The sequence below is a fragment of the Streptomyces coeruleorubidus genome (assembly GCF_028885415.1).
GTDB lineage: Bacteria > Actinomycetota > Actinomycetes > Streptomycetales > Streptomycetaceae > Streptomyces > Streptomyces coeruleorubidus_A.
The window spans coordinates 4535995-4554356 of the sequence record NZ_CP118527.1 but is presented as its reverse complement, the minus strand read 5'-3'; the positions used below and the strand labels follow the sequence as shown (position 1 = coordinate 4554356).

General features: G+C 70.4%; 19 protein-coding genes. 6 read left to right on the top strand and 13 right to left on the bottom strand.

Going from position 1 to position 18362, the window contains the following annotated elements; all coding sequences use genetic code 11:
• The first annotated feature begins 78 nt into the window (after positions 1–78).
• Positions 79–732: a class I SAM-dependent methyltransferase gene (locus PV963_RS21145; RefSeq protein ID WP_274817324.1), complete on the top strand. Its 654-nt coding sequence runs from the start codon at positions 79–81 to the stop codon at positions 730–732.
• Between the two features lie 21 nt (positions 733–753).
• On the opposite strand, the gene PV963_RS21140 is transcribed toward PV963_RS21145, so the two are convergent.
• From PV963_RS21140 to PV963_RS21105, 8 genes are all read right to left on the bottom strand, one after another.
• The gene (locus PV963_RS21140) at positions 754–1482 is read right to left on the bottom strand and encodes a hypothetical protein (protein ID WP_274817323.1); all 729 of its coding nucleotides are present in this window, start codon (positions 1480–1482) and stop codon (positions 754–756) included.
• Between the two features lie 312 nt (positions 1483–1794).
• Positions 1795–2355 carry an AAA family ATPase gene (locus tag PV963_RS21130; RefSeq protein WP_274817322.1) on the bottom strand — a complete coding sequence of 187 codons (561 nt, stop codon included), beginning with the start codon at positions 2353–2355 and terminating at the stop codon, positions 1795–1797.
• Between the two features lie 511 nt (positions 2356–2866).
• Positions 2867–3511 carry a class I SAM-dependent DNA methyltransferase gene (locus tag PV963_RS21125; RefSeq protein ID WP_274817321.1) on the bottom strand — a complete coding sequence of 215 codons (645 nt, stop codon included), beginning with the start codon at positions 3509–3511 and terminating at the stop codon, positions 2867–2869.
• A 144-nt stretch (positions 3512–3655) separates the two neighbouring features.
• Positions 3656–4657 carry a hypothetical protein gene (locus PV963_RS21120; RefSeq protein ID WP_274817320.1) on the bottom strand — a complete coding sequence of 334 codons (1002 nt, stop codon included), beginning with the start codon at positions 4655–4657 and terminating at the stop codon, positions 3656–3658.
• On the bottom strand, positions 4654–5682 hold the full coding sequence (locus PV963_RS21115; RefSeq protein ID WP_274817319.1) for an ATP-binding protein: 1029 nt from the start codon (positions 5680–5682) through the stop codon (positions 4654–4656). Before PV963_RS21115 ends, PV963_RS21120 begins: the two co-directional genes overlap by 4 nt.
• Positions 5673–6983, bottom strand: a complete 1311-nt coding sequence (locus tag PV963_RS43660) for a Mu transposase C-terminal domain-containing protein (RefSeq protein WP_342456393.1) — start codon at positions 6981–6983, stop codon at positions 5673–5675. Before PV963_RS43660 ends, PV963_RS21115 begins: the two co-directional genes overlap by 10 nt.
• Positions 6977–7801 (bottom strand): hypothetical protein, encoded by an 825-nt coding sequence (locus tag PV963_RS43655; RefSeq protein WP_342456392.1) that lies wholly within the window; start codon positions 7799–7801, stop codon positions 6977–6979. Before PV963_RS43655 ends, PV963_RS43660 begins: the two co-directional genes overlap by 7 nt.
• Positions 7767–8543, bottom strand: a complete 777-nt coding sequence (locus PV963_RS21105; protein ID WP_274817317.1) for a TnsA-like heteromeric transposase endonuclease subunit — start codon at positions 8541–8543, stop codon at positions 7767–7769. Before PV963_RS21105 ends, PV963_RS43655 begins: the two co-directional genes overlap by 35 nt.
• Before the next feature lie 252 nt (positions 8544–8795).
• Here PV963_RS21105 and PV963_RS21100 point away from each other — a divergent pair, with 252 nt between their 5' ends.
• The 3 genes from PV963_RS21100 (at position 8796) to PV963_RS21090 (ending at position 10692) form a co-directional block, all read left to right on the top strand.
• A complete protein-coding gene (locus tag PV963_RS21100) occupies positions 8796–9479 on the top strand; it encodes a helix-turn-helix domain-containing protein (RefSeq protein WP_274817316.1) in 684 nt (227 codons plus the stop codon).
• 89 nt (positions 9480–9568) lie between these two features.
• Positions 9569–10231 (top strand): hypothetical protein, encoded by a 663-nt coding sequence (locus PV963_RS21095; protein WP_274817314.1) that lies wholly within the window; start codon positions 9569–9571, stop codon positions 10229–10231.
• 128 nt (positions 10232–10359) lie between these two features.
• Positions 10360–10692: a DUF2516 family protein gene (locus PV963_RS21090; RefSeq protein ID WP_274822082.1), complete on the top strand. Its 333-nt coding sequence runs from the start codon at positions 10360–10362 to the stop codon at positions 10690–10692.
• 28 nt (positions 10693–10720) lie between these two features.
• Here PV963_RS21090 and PV963_RS21085 read toward each other — a convergent pair whose 3' ends face one another.
• From PV963_RS21085 to PV963_RS21065, 5 genes are all read right to left on the bottom strand, one after another.
• Positions 10721–12091 carry a PP2C family protein-serine/threonine phosphatase gene (locus PV963_RS21085; protein WP_274817313.1) on the bottom strand — a complete coding sequence of 457 codons (1371 nt, stop codon included), beginning with the start codon at positions 12089–12091 and terminating at the stop codon, positions 10721–10723.
• A gap of 336 nt (positions 12092–12427) precedes the next feature.
• Entirely contained in the window at positions 12428–13510 is a 1083-nt protein-coding gene (locus PV963_RS21080) for a C40 family peptidase (protein ID WP_274817312.1), read from the bottom strand.
• 251 nt (positions 13511–13761) lie between these two features.
• Entirely contained in the window at positions 13762–14580 is an 819-nt protein-coding gene (locus PV963_RS21075) for a class I SAM-dependent methyltransferase (RefSeq protein ID WP_274817311.1), read from the bottom strand.
• Positions 14581–14671: 91 nt separating this feature from the next.
• Positions 14672–15121 (bottom strand): dihydrofolate reductase family protein, encoded by a 450-nt coding sequence (locus PV963_RS21070; protein WP_274817310.1) that lies wholly within the window; start codon positions 15119–15121, stop codon positions 14672–14674.
• Positions 15122–15270: 149 nt separating this feature from the next.
• Entirely contained in the window at positions 15271–16071 is an 801-nt protein-coding gene (locus PV963_RS21065; protein ID WP_274817309.1) for a calcium-binding protein, read from the bottom strand.
• Between the two features lie 408 nt (positions 16072–16479).
• Here PV963_RS21065 and mshA point away from each other — a divergent pair, with 408 nt between their 5' ends.
• Both mshA and PV963_RS21055 read left to right on the top strand, forming a co-directional pair.
• Entirely contained in the window at positions 16480–17817 is a 1338-nt protein-coding gene (gene mshA, locus PV963_RS21060) for a D-inositol-3-phosphate glycosyltransferase (protein ID WP_274817308.1), read from the top strand.
• Positions 17810–18319, top strand: coding sequence for a YbjN domain-containing protein (locus PV963_RS21055; protein WP_274817307.1), 510 nt, complete (start codon positions 17810–17812; stop codon positions 18317–18319). The genes mshA and PV963_RS21055 overlap by 8 nt, the downstream gene beginning before the upstream one ends.
• The last annotated feature ends 43 nt before the right edge of the window (positions 18320–18362 follow it).

Genomic DNA, 18362 nt, shown 5'->3' with positions numbered 1-18362 from the left:
CGTACGGGTGGGGTACCAGCACGTACTCGCCCGGCGTGACGGCCCGGCCCTGTCAGCGGCGTCGTCTAGCTTCACGGCATGACCGAACCCTCCCACGTCACCGCCGTCCGACAGTCCTACGACACCGTCGCCGCCGAATACGCCCGACTGGTCAAGCAGCCGGCCGAGCTGGACCCGGTGTCCCGCGCGATGCTGGCCGCCTTCGCCGAGCTCGTACGGCCGCCGCACCCCGGGCCGGTGGCCGACCTGGGCTGCGGACCGGGCAAGGTGACGGCACACCTGGCCGCGCTGGGAGTGCCGGTGTTCGGCGTGGACGTGTCGCCGGAGATGGTCGAACTGGCCCGGGCCGCGTACCCGGATCTGCGCTTCACCGTCGGCTCGATGACCGCACTGGAGATCGGCAGCGGCGAACTCGGCGGCATCCTGGCCTACTACGCCACCCACCACACCCCGCCGCAGTGGCTGCCGACCGTGTACGCCGAGTTCCACCGCACCCTCGCGCCCGGCGGCCGGCTGATGCTGGCGGGCCCGGTGGGCCACGGCGAGCACCTGCGCCCGACGCACGCCTACGGCGACCACCCGGTGTCCTACGAGTCGTACCTGCTGCCGCCGGACCGGATCGCCGAACTGCTCCACCGGGCCGGGCTGGTCGTCACGACGCGTGTGGTGCAGGAGCCGGAGGAGGGGACCAAGAGGCAGACCGGCACGTTCCTGGCGTACAAGCCGCGGTAGCGGACCCGGGCCCCGCCTCCGCTACCCGTCGTGCAGCCACACCCGCAACGGACCGACCGGCTCGAATCCGTGCCGGACGGCGGTCTCCAGGTCGTCGCCGCTCTCGTAGCCGACCACGGGCAGGGTGGGGAAGAGCCGGTCGAGCGCGTGCAGCACGAGCGGCCAGGCCGCGCCGGGCCCGCCGTCCCGACCGAAGACGTTGGAGACGCCGACCACGTGCTCGCTGCGGCCGGCCTCCGCTCCCGCGACGACTCGCCCGTCATCGGACCGCCCGAGGATCAGGAAGGTCTCCGGGTCGTCGAGCAGCCCGTCCTGGAAGAGGCCGGCGTTCCCGGCGCCGCCGTCCCAGGCCAGCGCCCAGGCCCGCAGCGTGTCCGGATCGCCCGCCACGTCCCACGCGAGATCCGCCGGCTCCGGCGGGCGGGCGAGCGCGTCCGCACCCGCCGGACGGTGGATCCACTGCGCCTCGAAGAGCACCCGGAAACCGGCCCCGGTCAGATCGAGATCGGCGAAGCTGTCCTTGACCGAGGCGCCGGGCGAGCCCGTGTCGATCCGTGCCACGAGCGCGTCCGGGTCGGCGCCCGGCTCCAGCGTCACGGCGTCGGGGTAGAAGAGCGGCGCCCGCCCCGCGGCGGCCCACGCCTCGCTTCCGAACTCCCCCGCCACGCCGTGGGCCCGGCACATCGCCGCGCACCACTCGGCGTTGTTACGGGCGGCGGCACGGACCAGGGACTGCTGCGAAGTCGTCACGAGTACGGATCATGGCCGGACGGGCCCGGCTCGTCGAACGGTTTCAGGACCGGTCACCTCTCGGTCGGTTCTGGGGCGATCGCGAGAATGCCCACCCGATGACCGGCCTGGAGGATGCGTGTCCGTGCGGATGAAGTTGAGCGTGATAACCCTGGACTGCCCCGATCCGCCGGCGCCGGCGGCGTTCTACCAGGCGGCCACCGGTGTCCCGTCTCGCTGAAGGTGAGGCAGGGCAGCGCTCTGACCTGGGGTGCTTCAGGTTGAGCGAGACGTTGGGTGTTCGTCGGGTCTCGCTCAACCTGAGGCTTTCCGTCACGATTTCCTGGGCTTGTCGGCCAGGCAGAAACCCTGCTGGCCCTGTTGGCTGTCGGTGCACGAGGGCCAGTGGTCTACCGCCCACTCCGGCCAACCTGGCCAGCCCGCCGGCGGGTTGGGGATCTCCCTCCCGGCGAGTTCGGCGGCGTCAGGCACCTGGAACTGCTCGCGCCATTGGTCTACGTCGGTCTCGCTCATGGGAAATGTCTGATGCGGTGTCGTCGCCTGGCGGTGCGCGATGCGGGCGAGCTGGACGTCCTTGTCCACGGGCACGTAGACCACCTGACATGCTGCTCCGGCCGAGCGTGCCAGCCAGCGCAGTGCCGACCGTTCATCGCGGCCCCAGAGCCCGTAGTCGAGCACGACGCTGGTCCCCAGCCGCAGCGCCTGGAGGGCGACCGAGATGAGCCGCCCTTCGAGTACCCAGCGCTTTCCGTCGGCCATCGAATCGCCGAACAGCGGGATCATCCAGTGGTCTGGGGTCAGCCGCAGTGCCCGGTGCGTTGCGGCGAGCTCTTTGGCCCGGGTGGTTTTCCCGGCTCCGGGGAGTCCGACCATCAGGAACAGGGTGGCGACAGGCGGATCCTGCGCGACGATGGGGCCGGCCCTATGCGGGCAAGAGGATGGGGTTTCGTGCTGTGAATCGAAGCGCTGCGACTGAGACATAACTCCCCTGATCAGGCAGGATGGCCCGGCAGCACAGCAATAAGCGAGTGGCTGCCGGCAGGACACTGATCCGGCGGTACGTCGTGGCACTGACCCCGGCCGGGGTCAGCAACGAGGCCTCGGTTATGGGCAACCGCGGGTACCGCCGCTAGGCGGCGGTACGGGTGGTCATGGCAGCGCAGCAACACATGCTTTCACCATAGCCGACAGCGTCGGCGGACCATTTCGTGGGATGAATCACGAAGATCGGTATTCGCTGCCACGATGGATCAGCCGACCGCGCAAACAGGCACTCAGGGTTTCACGCTCACATCGGATGTACGGACCATCTGGGCGCCCAAGATGAGGCCAGCCTGCTCATCAGGTGGTTGACGTGTTCGGGGGACACGGACTGCCGATTGAGCTAGGGCTGACGGTGTGCAAAAAGGACCGCCCCTGGAGTGCTCTCGTCAAGGTCGAGGAGCATGTGGGCCTCGACCGTGAAGCCAGCATCGCGAAGCCAGGTCGTCACTTGGTCAGGCTGGCGGCGGTGGACGTAAACGTTCATCGGGCGACCACCGTAGCCCTGCGTCTTCAGCCTCGACTCGTCACCGACGTGAAAGCCGAGCAGCAGTGGTCCGCCAGGGCGTAGCGCCCGGTGGAAGTGGCTGAAGACCGTGGGGACGGCATCGTCGGGGACGTGTATCAACGACCAGAAGGCGAGCAGGCCGGCGAGCGAAGCGTCGGCGAGGTGGAGGTCCGTCATCGAGCCGACTTCGAAGCGCAGGCTGGGGTGGTCGCGCCGAGCGATGTCGATCATCGCGGGTGAAAGATCGACGCCGAACGCGTCCACGCCCAGCTCGTGCAGGTGAGCGGTGACGTGTCCAGGTCCGCAGCCCACGTCCGCCACCGGCCCGCCGCCGGTGGCGTGCACCAACTCGGCGAACAACGCCAGAGCTGCTCGAAGGTAGGGCTCCCCGGCCAGAGCCTCGCGCAGCTGGTCGGCATAGCTGACCGCGACCGTGTCGTAGGACGTGCGGGTGTCTGCTAACCACTGGTCCGTTTTCATGCCTCGACACAGTAGCCTCAGTGATCAGGATGTCGTGCAGAGTCGGTGTGACGGATGATCACCGTTGACGAACCTGATCAACTCTGTGCGGTCCTTTCGTCCCACGCCGGACAGGTAGCGCCTCGACCTCGACCACGTGGTGCTTCACCGTGCATGAGAGGGGGCGTGCCGCAGAAGTCTGCGCATGATGAGTGGAGGCCACCACTCTGGCGTGCCTGGTGCAGCCGACGCCACCCGCATCAGTTGACGTTCCTGTTCGTCCATCCGTTCATTGATCCTTTCCGCGACCAGTGTGATTTCGCTTGTGAACCATGGGATGGCGGTCGTTCTCAGCCGTCGTTCGGGAGGCAACCGCCGCTCGAACTCTCGGTGAAAGAGCTGAACATCGCGGGGGCTGCCGAGAGCTCGGTGGCGCCAGACCGGAGATGTGTAGATCCCCAGGACTTCGACGAGGTCTGGCAGGAGAGCGGCCTCGCGCATCGCGTAACTTTGGCGAGCAAGGGGCTCGTCGGGAGCGATGAGGTCGAGAAGGCGTTCGGTCCTGTTGACGGCATATCCGTGCTTGGCCAGCTCGCGCCAGAAGTCGACGCATTCCTGGTAGGCGGCCAGAACCCTTCGGGGTGTCCGCCGCCGAAACAGCCGATGGAGCCTCCGCTGCGCGTGGACGATCTCAGGGGCCCGGTTGAGGCTGAACTGGCCGTCGATGGGGCCGGCGAAGTTGGCCATGTAGTGCCCGTGGTGGGTGCCCGTCCATCGGCGGTGTTTGACACAGAGGTGGTGGTGTCCATTGATGACCCAAATTTCGACTTTCCAGTCGTCCCGTCCGGTGCGTGCCGCAACGCAGGGATGGCAGGCCCAGCTGCGGGCGAGACCTTCGTACTGCTCGTGGGGCCAGGGGCCTGGAGTGGCCAGCTCGGGCAATTTCCGCATCAGCAGAAGAGGGGCCTGCCCGCTGCGCGATGCTAGGAGTTTCACGTTGTCCCGGGGCGATTCCGCTGTGTAGAAGCGGCGGAGTATGCGTTCGGGCGGAAGCCTGTTGAGCAGGGCGAGCCGTGCAATGTCGGACCGCAGGGTCTCGTTCGGGAAGGGGGTGGTGGTGAGGGGGAGCGGCCAGACTGGTCCGTAGAGGTCCGCGGATGGGGTCATGCCGATGTCCTGTAGGCGCTCTCACTGGCGTGGTCGACGTGAATGGTGTGCAGCTGGCGGCGGGTGATCCGCTCACTGCCGTCGAGGATTGCCGAGATGGCGGCGGCCCGGATGAGGTGGGAGAGGCTGCCGATCATGCCACCGGTGCGTTGATGGAGGTAGGCGTGCAGCTTGGTCAGGGTTCCTGGAGTGTGGTGATGCAGGCGGAGGGTGTCCTCCATGGTCGCCACCAGCCCTTCCCATTCGGCTCCGGGCGGGAAAGGGCCGGTGTGCAGGAGTGTGCAACGGCCAGCGATCTGGCCGCCCCGGATTCCGGTGAACAGCCCGGAATGCTCGACGTCGATGCCCGCATAGACAAATGTGGCGGGCAGGTGCTCGATGAAGTACTTCAGGTGGTCGGACAACTCCTCACCCGCGATGGTGGCGAGGTCCATCAGGTGGATCTCATCGACTAGAACGAGATCGGTGCGGGCCTCCGTGAGTACTTGGCAGACGGAGCTGGTGATGTCGGCGGTGTTGTGCCTGGGGGAAATGGTCGGGAGCTTGAGGAATCGGGCGAACTCCAGCGCGAGCTTGCGGGCCGAGCCCTTGGGCGGGGCCGTCACGTAGACCACCGGGATGCGTCGGCTGTCTCTGTAACGCTGTCGGATGCGAAGCTCGTGTAGGCGGCCGAGTTGCCGCAGTGCGGTGGTCTTCCCGGTGGTGCGCTCCCCGGAGATGATCAGGCCGCGGCGGGCGCCGTGCTCGCGCCGGTTCAGCAAGGTCAGAAGGCGCCCTTGGTGGGCGACTTCTTTGACGGTGGATGTGCGCACGACCTGGAGTTCGGAGTGGTAATCGATGCGAGCCTCGTCGTAGTCGGCGCGCGCTTTGTCGTCCATGGCCTCCCAGCGTCTGGGCGGGGCGAGATCGAAGGTCGCGGGGTCCTTCTCGACGAAACGGCGCCAGCCGCTCAGGGAAGTGGGCGGTTCGATCCGTTCGTCGTCGCCCGTCGGTGGTTCGCGTTCGTCGGGCGTGTTCACCACCATCGTTTTGCCTCCTCACGGGCGTTGAAGATGCCCAACGGCACCACCTTGGCCACCTCTTCGTTCTCCTCGGCTGCTTCGGGGTCCGGGTCCGGGTCCGGTTCGGGCTGGGGTGCCTGGTTGGCCGCCGGCAGTTCCGGACGAGGCCAGGTGGGGGTGCTGGTGGCACGGGTGCGGGCGGCCACCTTCCGGTCGCGCCGACCGACCGCTCGGCGCCTGCCCTTGCTCTGGCCTGCGGGCCCTTCGACTCCTCCTTCGGGACCGTCGGCCGCGCGGTCCAGCAGCTTGACGGCGGCCTGTGCGATTTCCTCCTCGTGCGGTCGGCGTCGTTCGCGTTCGGTCAGCACCTGGTGGGCTCGGTCGAAGACCAGCTCGCCCATCGGGACCGGAGAAGTGCGCAGGTGGCGCCAGGTCGCGGTGATCCACCCTTGGCCGCGGTGGTTGCGTACCCAGACGCAGGAGATGTCGTAGGGGTCGTAGTGGACTGCCCATCTCTTGCCGTCCGGCCCTGCCCCCGAGGGCTGCCTCCGATAGGGGCTGAGTTCGTGGGCGTCGTAGGTGCGGTTGCTGATCCGCACCCCGCTGGGGCCGATGACCCGCCATTCGCGAGGCATGAGCTGGATGTATTCCTCCTGGCTGAGCGCGACTGGGACGTATCCGGCCGCCGACACCAGCGCGGCGTACTTCTCGTTCGGACTGAGCGGACGGCCTGGCATCAGCGGGTCGCGCAGTCCGTCATGGGGCCTGGTCTGCCAGATGGCGACGGCCCATTCCTGGAGAAGCTCCTGGAGTTCGTGGACGGACCAGGCTGCCTGCGCGGCCGGGTCTTTGCCGCGCATTTCCGCGCTGCGGCCGGTGTAGCCGGCCACGTACTGGGCGAACATCGTCGCCACCGAGCCCAGCGTCCGCTCGACGTGCGGTTTGTCGGTCGGGGTGTTCGGGTGCGCGGGCTGGAACGAAATCCCCAAGTGGCGGCAGGCGTTGCGGAATTTGTCCGAGATGTATGCTTTGCCGTGGTCGCTGACCACCGTCTCCGGGACGATCACTGGTTTCGCGGCGGCCTGGGCCAGCCGCTCGTCCAGCGGCAGAAGCGAAGCGTAGGGCAGCACGGAGCGCGACATGCGCAGGGCGTCCGACCAGCCCGGCCGCATCGGCTCCGGTGTCATCGCGCGGGCCAGCAGGAGCGCGGCGTCCACCGCCTTCGTCGACGGCCGCAGCACCACCGCCGCCAGTGTCCTGGTGGCCACGTCCACCAGCCCGGTCAGCTCGCAGCGGTCCACCTCGCCGTCGTCGTGGATCACCATGACGTCCAGCGGCGTGGAGTCGATCTCATCACCTCGCCCGGCCGGGCCGCCGTCAGCTGTCCGAACATCCGCTTCGGCTGCTTGCCCAGCGAGCGGCGGGTGCGGGCCGACCCCAGCAGATGCCGTCCCGTCGAAACCGCCTCCAGCAGCCGGTAGAACGCGGCCCGCGACGGCATCGCCACCGCTCCGGCACCGTGCTCGGCCGCCAGGAGCCGTTCGACCTTGCGCCGCAGCACCTGCGCCGACACCGTCGCCTCGTCGGTCCGGCTGTTCACGACCTGCTCGATCGCGGCCACCACCCGCGGATCCGCCCGGCTCGTGCCGGTGGAGGGCTTGACCAGCCGCCGGTCCACCAGCCCCGCCACCCCCTCGCGCTCGAAACGGGTGCGCAGCCGCTGCAGGGTGCTCAAAGACACCTCCTCACCGGCCTCGCGCAGCTCGGCGAGCTTGGCCAACTCCCGCTGGCGCACCGAGTGCACCTCCGGGTCGTACTCCCGCCTCACAGCCGTGCCAGGAGTCGCGTCCGGGCGGCCCGTCATCAGCTCGGTCAGGTGCCGCTGCCACCACCGGGCCCGCTCCGCCGCCTCCTCGGGCAGCCCGTCCAGTACTCCCTCCTCGGGCAGCGGCGGGCGGGCAGGGCCGGTGCTGAGCACTGCGAAGCCCTCCGAAGCCAGCAGATGCCCGAGCAGCACGACGCTCGCGGCCTGGGCGTCATCGACCAGGCGAACCGATGTGCCGTGCAGGGCGGCGACGGTGTGCTCACGCCCGTCGTAGTGGACCCGGTCACCCAGCGACAGCAGCCGCGGACGCGTCGGCATCCCAGCCCACCTCCTTCACGGCCGCAGGCACCAGCCGCACCAGCGACGCGGCTGACAAGCGCTCCGTCCGCATCTCCGTCGTCAGCTCGTGGTGCCAGAGCAGGTGGTAGAGCACCGGCAGTACCGCGAGAGGATCACCGACCGCCCGAGCCCCCGCCAGCAGCCCCAGTGGCTCGCTGAATACCGCCAGCAGAGCGTCGGCCACCGGTTCCTGCCGAACTCTGGGATGTCGGTAGCCCGACAGCCACCGCAGGTTCGCCACCGACACCGGATCGAGCACTCCGACCCGTTCGTAGCCCCAGCCGACCCGGGGGCAGGCCGCAGCCGTCGCTGCGAACTTCGCCGCGTCCTCGGGCTCGATGCGCTCGTCCGGGCGCACGTCCAGCACCACGGCCGTGCCGTCCCGCCGACGTACGAAGTAGTCCGGCGTGTGCTTGATCCGCCGACCCTGGCCGCCGTACCGCCACGACAGTCGGAATGGTTGCGAGGCCACTGCCACCACGTCCGGCTCGGCGTCCAGTCGCATCAAGTGCCCGAGTTCCACCCAGGACTCGTAACCCACCAGCTCGGAGCAGGTCACAGCCCAGTACCAGCCGGGGAAGTTCCGCTGCCCGCGGTAGGACGGGAACGCACGCACCTGTCCGGCCGCCTCGAACCGAGTCGGCCACATCACCTCAAGCGGCCCGCCATGCACCTCTCCTCGGGCGTCGGCGTACTCCAGCCAGAAGTCCTCCGCTTCCACCAGCCACCCCCACTCGGCGCTGACCAGGTGGAGGGGGTGGAAGAAGCCAGCACCTCAGATTGATCGAGACGTCACACCAGATGCCCGAGATTGAGCGAGACGTGCGGGCGGATGCCCCACGAAGACCGGGACTGCCTCAACTTCGCAGAGACAGGTCAACCGTGCTCAGTCTCAGCGCCCCGGGGGCGTGGTGTGGCGCACTTTTGCAAGCGGGTGCTTGCAATAGTTAGCGCGGTGCGGCACTGTGGAGCCATGGCATCGCTCAACGTCGGCAATCTCGGTGACTACCTGCGCGAACAGCGGCGCAACGCGCAGCTGTCGCTGCGGCAGCTCGCCGACGCCGCCGGGGTGTCCAATCCGTACCTGAGCCAGATCGAGCGCGGGCTGCGCAAGCCGAGCGCGGAGGTGTTGCAGCAGGTCGCCAAGGCCCTGCGGATCTCCGCCGAGACGCTGTACGTCCGGGCCGGCATCCTCGACGCGGAGCGGGACCGGGACGAGGTCGAGACGCGTGCCGTCATCCTCGCGGACCCGACGCTGAACGAGCGGCAGAAGCAGGTGCTGTTGCAGATCTACGAGTCCTTCCGCAAGGAGAACGGGTTCGGGACCGGCGATGGCTCCGCGGTCGTCGACCTCGTGGTCGCCGAAGGCGAGGCGGACAGGGACGGGGACGCTCCGGACGGCGGCACCGGGATACGACGAACCCGCACGGCCGACGGCGGCAGGCCCGCCGAGCGCCGCACCCGCGACAGCGACGTCGCCGCGTCCGCGTCACCGTCGGCCACCCGCCGTACGCGCAAGGACGACAAGGACGACAGCGCTACGTCACCGTCGCCCGCCCGTCGTGCCCGTAAGGGCACCGGCGGTACGTCAGCCGCCCGCCGGGCCCGCAAGGACACCGGCGGCAGTGACACCGACCCGCAGCAGACGGCCGGCTGAGCCGGACCAGGGCACCGGCCGTACCGCTGCGGATCACACCACCCTCAGCCGAACCCTCAAGCGAAACAGAATCCGGGAGGACCATCACCATGGCCATCACCGACGACCTGCGCAAGACCCTCAGCGACCCGACCCCGCTCTACTTCGCCGCAGGCACCGCCGACCTCGCCCTTCAGCAGGCCAAGAAGGTGCCGGCCCTGGTGGAGCAGCTGCGCTCCGAGGCCCCCGCGCGGATCGAGGCCGTACGCAACACCGACACCAAGGCCGTCCAGGAGAAGGCCTCCGCCCGGGCCAAGGAGGCCACCACCCGCGTCAAGGAGACGCAGGAGACCCTCCAGAACAAGGTCACGGAGTTCATCGGCTCCATCGACGTCGACATCAAGAAGCTCGGCAGCACGATCGACGCGGACCTGAAGAAGATCGGCGAGACCGCCCAGGACATCGCGCTGCGCAGCGTCGGCGTGGCCGCCGAGTACGCCGTCAAGGCCCGGGAGACCTACGAGAAGGTCGCCGAGCACGGCGAGCAGGCCGTGCGGACCTGGCGCGGCGAGGCCGCCGAGGGCATCGAGGACGTCGCCGAGGGCGTGGAGGAGCTGGCCGTGGCCGTCGAGCCGAAGGCCGAGCCGGTCGAGGTCAAGGAGGAGCCGAAGCCCGCCGGTGCCACGACCGCCCCGGCGAAGAAGGCCCCCGCCAAGAAGGCCCCGGCGCGCAAGGCCACCACCGCCAAGAAGACCACCCCGCCGGCCAAGTAGGACGGCTTCAGGGCACACAGCGGCACAGAGCGACCACACGGGCCGGGCACCCTGGGGGTGTCCGGCCCGTTGTACGGGTACGGTGACCGCGTAGGGACGAGCCGAGTCAGGTGGTGGACGTAGTGCTGATGCAGGGCTTCGCAGGGTTCATGTGGCTTCTGAGCATGGCCCTGATCATTTTCAGCGGCTTCGCGTTGCTCGACGCTGCCGTGCGGCGGGAGGACGCCTACCGCGCGGCCGACAAGAAGACCAAGCCGTTCTGGCTGATCATCCTCGGGCTCGCCTTCGTGGTGAACCTGCTCTTCCCGATCCTGTCGTTCCTGCCGATCATCGGGCTCATCGCGACGATCGTGTACATGGTCGACGTCCGTCCCGCCATCCGGGCGCTCCCCGGCGGCGGCCGCAGCCGGCGCGGCTCCAGCAGCGACGGTCCGTACGGCCCCTGGAACGGCGGCCGGTAGGCCCCCCTGACAGCACTGGAGCCGGGGGCTACGGCACCCGGTCCAGCAGCAGTACCGCCACGTCGTCCGTCAGCTCGCCACCGTTGAGGTCGCGCACCTCGTTCACCGCCGCCCTCAGCAGCTGCTCGCCCCGCAGTCCCTCGGCGATCTGGCGGCGCACCATCTGAGTCATGCCGTCCTGGCCGAGCCGCTCCCGGCCCTCGCCGACATGGCCCTCGATCAGGCCGTCGGTGTAGAGCATCAGGCTCCACTCGGCGCCCAGCTCCACCTGCATACGAGGCCAGCGGGCACCCGGCAGCAGCCCGAGGGCCGGCCCGTTGTTGTCGTACGGCAGCAGGCGGGCCGGTTTGCCCGGGCGGGCCAGCAGCGGCGAGGGGTGGCCCGCCAGGCACAGGCCGGCGCGGCGGCCGTCCGGCGCGATGTCCACCGTGCACAGGGTCGCGAAGATCTCGTCGTCGGCCCGCTCGTGCTCCAGCACCTGCTGGAGCGTGCCCAGCAGCTGGTCCCCGCACAGGCCCGCCAGCGTCAGCGCGCGCCACGCGATCCGCAGCTCCACGCCCAGGGCGGCCTCGTCCGGGCCGTGGCCGCAGACGTCACCGATCATGGCGTGCACGGTGCCGTCCGGCGTGCGCACGACGTCGTAGAAGTCGCCGCCGAGCAGGGCGCGCGAGCGGCCCGGGCGGTAGCGGGCGGCGAACCGGAGCGGGGAGCCGTCCAGCAGCGGGGTCGGCAGCAGACCGCGCTCCAGACGGCGGTTCTCCTGGGCCCGCAGCTTGCCCTCGGCGAGCCGGCGCTCGGCCGACTCGGAGCGCTTGCGCTCCACCGCGTAGCGGATCGCCCGGCTCAGCAGCCGGCCGTCCAGCTCGTCGCGGAAGAGATAGTCCTGGGCGCCCACGCGCACCGCCTCGGCGCCGCGCTCGGCGTCGCCCGAGGCGGTCAGCGCCAGGACGGCATGCCGGGGCGCGAGCTCCAGCACGTGCTTGAGCACGGCGAGCTCGTCATCGGCGTCGCTGCGGCCCGGAGCCGGCAGCGCGAGGTCCAGCAGGATGCAGTGGACGTCGTCGGTCAGCAGCCGCCCGGCCTCGGTCAGGTTGCGGGCCGTGCGGACGCGGATCGGCTTGCCTGCCTGGTCGAGCATGTCGGGCACGATCGGCGAACCGGCCGGGTCGTCCTCGATCAGCAGCAGGGTCAGGTTGCTGTGGGCGGTGTTGTTCTCCACCTTGTCCCTGGTGTTCCCGGCCTGGTCCGTGGTCTTCCCGGTGGTGTTCGGCGTGCGCGGGGCCGTTGCCGAGGCGCCCGTGACGGACTGCTCGGCGGGGCCGTCGCACGGGGACTCGGCCTGCGCCTGACCACTCTCCACGGCCGGGATCGCTCTCTGCCGCGGTATGGGTACGGGCATCGTCTTGGGTTCCTTCCCTCCCCCCGAGGGCATGGCGGGGGCGAGGGACCTCGACCCACCGACCGGGACCATAGCGGGTGTCGGCGCCGCATTGGAATGGTGTGAGCCACGCCGCTGCGCCATCGGCCAGTGTCATATGCCGCGATATGCCCCGCAGTTGGACACCGCCGGGATGCTGTGGGGATGACGAACGTCACGTCGGCGCGCGGTTTGGCGGCGGGGGCGGGGTGGGCTGGGTCACGTGCGCCAGGTCACCGGCAGGGAGACTGCGACCTGTTGTCCGATATCCGGCGTCCGGTGCTGTGCCGATGACCGGCCGGTCGGTGCCGGTTCCGCTCAGTCGGTGCCGGCGTCGGCGTCCGGCCGTACCACCCCGAGGATGGGCATCGTCCCCGCTCCCGCGATGGTCACCGTCCGCCCGGGCCGCGGCGCGTGCACGATCGCCCCGTCGCCGACGTACATCGCGACATGGCTGGCGTCGTCGAAGTAGATGATGAGGTCGCCGGGCCGCATGTCCTGGATGTCGATGTGCCGCAACTGCTTCCACTGCTCCTGCGACGTGCGCGGAATGCCCTGTCCGGCGGATATCCAGGCCTGTGAGGTCAGGCCGGAGCAGTCGTAGGTCCTCGGGCCCTCGGCGCCCCACTGGTACGGCTTGCCGATCTGCGCCGTGGCGTACGCGACGGCCTTCTTGCCCTGCTCGGAGGCCTTTGTGCTGATCTCGTCGAGGACGCCGGAGTCGAGCCAGGCGGTCTGCGCCTTGTGGGCCGCCTCCTTCTCCAGCTCGGCGAGGCGCTCCTGCTCCTCCTTCTGGAGCTCGGACTCGAGCTTCTCCGCCAGCGCGATCTGCTTCTCGATCTCCTTCTGCGCGGCGGCCTTGGCCTTGCGGCCCGCCTCCAGTTTCTTCCACTGGGCGGAGGCGTCCTGCGCGTACTGCTTCAAGTCCTCCTGGGTGCGGGTCAGTTCGCCGATCAGGCCCTTGGCCGCGTGCTGGCCCTGGCGCACCCGGCCCGCCCCGTCGAGGAACTCCTGCGGGTCGTCGCTCAGCATCAGATGGGCCTCGGGCGGCAGTCCGCCGCCGCGGTACTGGGCGGCGGCCGAGGCGCCCGCGCGGTCCTTCAGCCTCTCCAGCTTCTCCTGGCCCTTGACGATCTTCTTGGCCAGCTTGACGATCTCGGCGGACTGCTTGTCCGCCTTCTCCTCGGCGGCGTTGTACTCGTCGGTGGCGCGGGCCGCGGCGCGGTAGAGCTTGTCGAGCTTCTCGCGTACGGCCTCCAGGTCCTTGCCGGGCGCGAGTGTCGGGCCCGCGCTGGGGGTGGGGCTGGGGCTCGCGAACGCCGTGCCCGGTGCCGCCAGCACGGTGACCGCGCAGACCACGGTCACCGCCGTCGCGATCAGGCCACGCTTGCCCGTTCCCATACTTCAGCCCCCAAACTGATTAACCGTCAGTAACGTCCGGCTCGCCCGGGGATGCTGCCACGTCGGCGCGCGAAGCGACAGGGGGAGTACTTCCCGCGGCCCCTTCCCCGGTATGCCCCCGGCATGAGATCTCCCCGCCTGTGTGACGAACGACTCAAAGTGATCGTTCCCGGCGGGCCCGGTCGGGCCGGGCCGGGTCGGGCCGGGCCGGGTCGGGCCGAGTCGGGCCGGTCCGGGTCGGCTAGAGGCATTCAGCCCCGCGGCGCCAACGCCTCCCACCGCACCGTCACTTCGCCCTGCCGCCACCGCACCGGCCCGTCCGCCACCGGCCAGTCGGCGGTCAGGTGCCGCACCGCCCGGATCCAGCGCTGGCGGGCGCCGTAGGACGCGTAGGGCGCGGCGGCCGCCCAGGCGCGGTCGAAGTCGCGTAGGAAGGCGTGCACCGGCTCGCCCGGGACGTTGCGGTGGATGAGCGCCTTCGGCAGGCGTTCGGCCAGGTCAGAGGGGCGTTCCAGGGAGCCGAGCCGGGTCGCGAAGGTGACCGTGCGTGGTCCCTCCGGGCCGAGCGCGACCCACACGTGCCGGCGTCCGATCTCGTCGCAGGTCCCCTCGACCAGCAGCCCGCCGCGCGCCCCGGTCGCGGGATCGGCCGGCGCGAGCCGCCCGCACAGCCGGTGCCAGACGGCCGCGACCTCGCCCTCCTCGTACTGCCGCAGCACGTTCGCCGCCCGGACCAGCAGGGGCCGCTGCGGGATCGGGATCTCGAAGCCGCCGTGCCGGAAGACGAGCCCCGTCCGCTCGTAGGGCAGTGCCGCCGCGACCCGGGCCGGCTCGATCTCCACGCCCACCACGCGCGCGCGTGGCGCGACCCCACGGAGGCGGTGCAGCAGCTCGACGGCCGTCCAGGGGGCGGCGCCGTACCCGAGGTCGACCGCCACGGGGTCGGCGGCACGGCGCAGTTCGGCGCCGTGCGTGGCCGCGATCCAGCGGTCCATACGGCGCAGGCGGTTGGGGTTGGTCGTCCCGCGCGTCACCGTTCCCTGGGGGCGGGGCGCCGCGCGGGATGTCATGCGTACGAGGTTAAGCGGCCCTCAGGGGTGAACGGCCCCCAGGGTTGAACGGCCCTCAGCTGTTGAACGGCACCCAGGGTTGAACGGCTCCTCAGGACCCGGCCCCGGGCCCGCCCCCGCCCCCGTACGTCCCGAACTCCGGAACCCCCGCCGACTCGAACACATGCACCGACAGACCGCCCGGCGTCGTCCGGTGGTCGGCCAGCCGCAGCCCGGCCGGTGCGCCGCCGTCCGGGAAGAGGCGGCGGCCCTGGCCGACCACGACCGGGGCGATCACGAGCCGCGGCGTGTCGATCAGGCCGGCGGCCAGCAGGGACTGGGCGAGCCGGGCGCTGCCGTGGATCTGGCGCTCCCGGCCGGGCCGCTTCAGCTCCGCCACCTGGGCGGGGACGTCGCCGGACAGGATCGTGGTCGGGTCCCAGCCGGCCGTGGTCAGGCTGTGGGAGGCGACGTACTTCGGCAGGCCGTTCATGATCCCGGCGAGGGGATGGTCGGTCATCGCCGGCCAGTCCCGGGCGAAGTTCTGGTACGCGCACCCCATCTCTTTTCTCGCTCACAGCCGTCACTTCATGGGACGCCGTGGGGAGCGGAAACTCATCGGCCCTGGTCACATGCCGACGATCCTTGTCCCGGGGAACCGCCCGGGTGAGCGCGCGGTTCCCCGGACGGTCTCCCCGGACGGGGAGACCGTCAGTCCTGCCGGACGATGTCGGTGCCGGGCCCGCCGGAGAGCGTGTCCGCTCCGGGCCCGCCGTACAGCTCGTCGTCGCCGCTGTTCCCCCATATCCGGTCGGCGCCGCTGTTTCCGTGCAGGATGTCGTTGCCCCTGCCGCCGTACAGCTCGTCGTCGCCGGCCCCGCCGTACACCGTGTCGGCCCCGTCGTCGGCTCGCAGGATCTGGGCGCCCGCGCCGCCGTGGAGGACGTCGTCGCCCGCGCCGCCGTCCACGATCTCGCCGTCGATGCCGGCGTGGAGGGTGTCGTCGCCGGCACCGCCCCCGGCGAACGCCAGCGCGCCCGCCCTGATGATGTCGTCGCCCGCGCCGCCCCGGACGGTACTTCCGTCGACTCGCCGGTCGGTGGCGCCGGTCCACTTGTCGTTGCCGTCGCCCAGCTCGACCGCGTTGAAGTAGTAGACCTGGTCGGTGGCGTTGTCGAAGGAGACGGTGTCGTCGCCGTCGGCGAGGTCCATCTCCATGGAGCTGAGCGGGGACTGGCTCTCAGGGGCCTCGACCGTGCAGGAGATCTTGGTGTGGTCCGCGCTGTCGGGGTGGCCGCAGCCGTTCCCGGCGTCGATCGGGACGACGTCGTCGATCACGTAGGTGAACCGGGAGCGGTCGCCGGTGAACGACTGCGTGATGGCCACCTTGTTGGCCTGCCCGGGGGCGGCCGTGTAGGTGAGCTGCCAGCCGTACTCGTTCACCGCGGCGGTGGCCGTCGGCTCCGCGGCACCGGCCGGACCGGCCAGGGCGATCGGAACGGCCAGAACCATGCCGAGAACCGGCGTCAGAACCGATGAGGCGCGTAACAGCCGGCGGCTGACCAGGCGAGAGGGCATTGCGTAACCTCCGTGAGGCAGTTGTGGATCCTTTCGCACGCTGTGACCGACGGGGCAGGCGCCAGGTTGTCCGCGGTACCGGGCTCGTCAGCCTTTCCACGGCCTTTTCACGGCGGAGACAGCGCGAGTGACCTGCGATTTCCGATCAGGTTCACCTGCCTGTCACTCCCCCCAGGGGTCAGGGAATGCGGGAATCCATCGCCTTCGAACGGTTGAGCGGGACTCGGTAATGATTCGGTAAAACTCGCGAATCAGGAAATGGAGCCCGCCCCTCCGATGTTGCAGCCCCTGGAGGGCACGTGCGCCCTGCAAAGGCATGCCCGGAGCGAGGAGGAACGCCACGTGAGCCAGTACATCGGCAGGCTCGGGCGGCGCTCCGCGTCCGCACCCTCGCGCCTCCGGCTGCACCGCAGGCCCCGCCGGGTGGCCATGCTCTCCGTGCACACCTCCCCGCTCCACCAGCCGGGCACCGGCGACGCCGGCGGCATGAACGTCTACATCGTGGAGCTGGCGCAGCGCCTGGCCGCGATCAACATCGAGGTCGAGATCTTCACGCGCGCGACCTCGGCCGCCCTCCCGCCGACCGTCGAGCTGGCCCCCGGCGTCCTCGTCCGGCACGTCGACGCCGGCCCTTACGAGGGCCTCAACAAGGAGGACCTCCCCGCCCAGCTGTGCGCTTTCACCCACGGCGTGATGCAGGCCTGGGCCGGCCACCGCCCCGACTACTACGACCTGGTCCACTCCCACTACTGGCTCTCCGGCCACGTCGGCTGGCTCGCCGCCCAGCGCTGGGGCGCCCCCCTGGTGCACGCCATGCACACCATGGCCAAGGTCAAGAACGCCAACCTGGCCGACGGCGACACCCCCGAACCGGCCGCCCGCGTCATCGGCGAGACCCAGATCGTCGCCGCCGCCGACCGGCTCATCGCCAACACCACCGAAGAGGCCGACGAGCTGGTACGGCACTACGCGGCCGACACCGACAAGGTCGCCGTCGTCCACCCGGGCGTGAACCTCAGCCGCTTCTCGCCCGCCGACGGCCGCGCCGCCGCCCGGGCCCGTCTCGGCCTGCCCCAGGACGCGCTGATCCCGCTCTTCGCGGGCCGCATCCAGCCCCTGAAGGCCCCCGACGTGCTGCTGCGTGCCGTCGCCGTCCTCCTCGACGAGCGCCCGGAGCTGCGCTCGCGCGTCCTCGTCCCCGTCGTCGGCGGCCCCAGCGGCAGCGGCCTCGCCAAGCCCGAGGGCCTGCAGAAGCTGGCCGCACGCCTCGGCATCGCGGACGTCGTACGGTTCCACCCGCCGGTCGGCCAGGACCAGCTGGCGGACTGGTTCCGCGCCGCTTCCGTCCTGGTCATGCCCTCCTACAGCGAGTCGTTCGGCCTGGTCGCCGTAGAGGCGCAGGCGGCGGGCACCCCGGTGCTGGCGGCAGCGGTCGGCGGCCTGCCGGTCGCCGTGCGCGACGGCCACACCGGCTTCCTCGTACGCGGCCACAATCCCGCCGACTACGCGCGCGTGCTGCGCGATTTCGCCGACGACCCGCGGCTGTCGCCCCGGCTGGGCGGGCAGGCCGCCCGCCACGCCCAGTCCTTCGGCTGGGACACCGCGGCCGCCGGCACGGCGGACGTCTACACGGCCGCGATGCAGGCCCACCGCCGTCGCGTACGCTCGCAGCATGGGTGAAACCGATCTGGAACAGCGTGCGGCACAGGTCATCGAGGGAGTGCTGAAGGACGCCGACCTGGAGTGGGAGAGCCCCGAGCCCGGCACCTACGTCGCGCAGCTCCCCGGCACCCGCAAGCTCAAGACGACGGTCTCCCTGATCGTCGGCCGCCACTCCCTCTCGCTCAACGCCTTCGTCATCCGCCACCCCGACGAGAACGAGCAGGGCGTCCACCGCTGGCTCCTGGAACGCAACCTCAAGCTCTACGGCGTGAGTTACGCCGTCGACCAGCACGGCGACGTCTACGTCACCGGCCGCCTCTCCCTGTCCGCCGTCACCGCCGACGAGATCGACCGCCTGCTCGGCCAGGTCCTTCAGGCCGCGGACGGCAGCTTCAACACCCTCCTGGAGCTCGGCTTCGCCTCGGCGATCCGCAAGGAGTACGAGTGGCGGGTGTCCCGCGGGGAGTCGACACGCAACCTGGACGCGTTCGCGCACCTCACGCAACGCCCCGGCCGCTAGGCGGTTTCCATCGGGAACCGCAGCCCCTCTCGCTGGCATAGCA

Bases quoted from the DNA above. Each gene is read 5' to 3' on its own strand.
- PV963_RS21125 (WP_274817321.1), bottom strand. From the start codon at position 3,511: ATGAAAACGGACCAGTGGTTAGCAGACACCCGCACGTCCTACGACACG.
- PV963_RS21100 (WP_274817316.1), top strand. From the start codon at position 8,796: ATGGCATCGCTCAACGTCGGCAATCTCGGTGACTACCTGCGCGAACAG.
- PV963_RS43660 (WP_342456393.1), bottom strand. From the start codon at position 6,983: ATGGTGATCCACGACGACGGCGAGGTGGACCGCTGCGAGCTGACCGGG.
- PV963_RS21055 (WP_274817307.1), top strand. From the start codon at position 17,810: ATGGGTGAAACCGATCTGGAACAGCGTGCGGCACAGGTCATCGAGGGA.
- PV963_RS21095 (WP_274817314.1), top strand. From the start codon at position 9,569: ATGGCCATCACCGACGACCTGCGCAAGACCCTCAGCGACCCGACCCCG.
- PV963_RS21070 (WP_274817310.1), bottom strand. From the start codon at position 15,121: ATGGGGTGCGCGTACCAGAACTTCGCCCGGGACTGGCCGGCGATGACC.
- PV963_RS21115 (WP_274817319.1), bottom strand. From the start codon at position 5,682: ATGGTGGTGAACACGCCCGACGAACGCGAACCACCGACGGGCGACGAC.
- PV963_RS21120 (WP_274817320.1), bottom strand. From the start codon at position 4,657: ATGACCCCATCCGCGGACCTCTACGGACCAGTCTGGCCGCTCCCCCTC.
- PV963_RS21075 (WP_274817311.1), bottom strand. From the start codon at position 14,580: ATGACATCCCGCGCGGCGCCCCGCCCCCAGGGAACGGTGACGCGCGGG.
- PV963_RS21085 (WP_274817313.1), bottom strand. From the start codon at position 12,091: ATGCCCGTACCCATACCGCGGCAGAGAGCGATCCCGGCCGTGGAGAGT.
- PV963_RS21065 (WP_274817309.1), bottom strand. From the start codon at position 16,071: ATGGTTCTGGCCGTTCCGATCGCCCTGGCCGGTCCGGCCGGTGCCGCG.
- PV963_RS43655 (WP_342456392.1), bottom strand. From the start codon at position 7,801: ATGCCGACGCGTCCGCGGCTGCTGTCGCTGGGTGACCGGGTCCACTAC.
- PV963_RS21145 (WP_274817324.1), top strand. From the start codon at position 79: ATGACCGAACCCTCCCACGTCACCGCCGTCCGACAGTCCTACGACACC.
- PV963_RS21080 (WP_274817312.1), bottom strand. From the start codon at position 13,510: ATGGGAACGGGCAAGCGTGGCCTGATCGCGACGGCGGTGACCGTGGTC.
- PV963_RS21090 (WP_274822082.1), top strand. From the start codon at position 10,360: ATGCAGGGCTTCGCAGGGTTCATGTGGCTTCTGAGCATGGCCCTGATC.
- PV963_RS21130 (WP_274817322.1), bottom strand. From the start codon at position 2,355: ATGGTCGGACTCCCCGGAGCCGGGAAAACCACCCGGGCCAAAGAGCTC.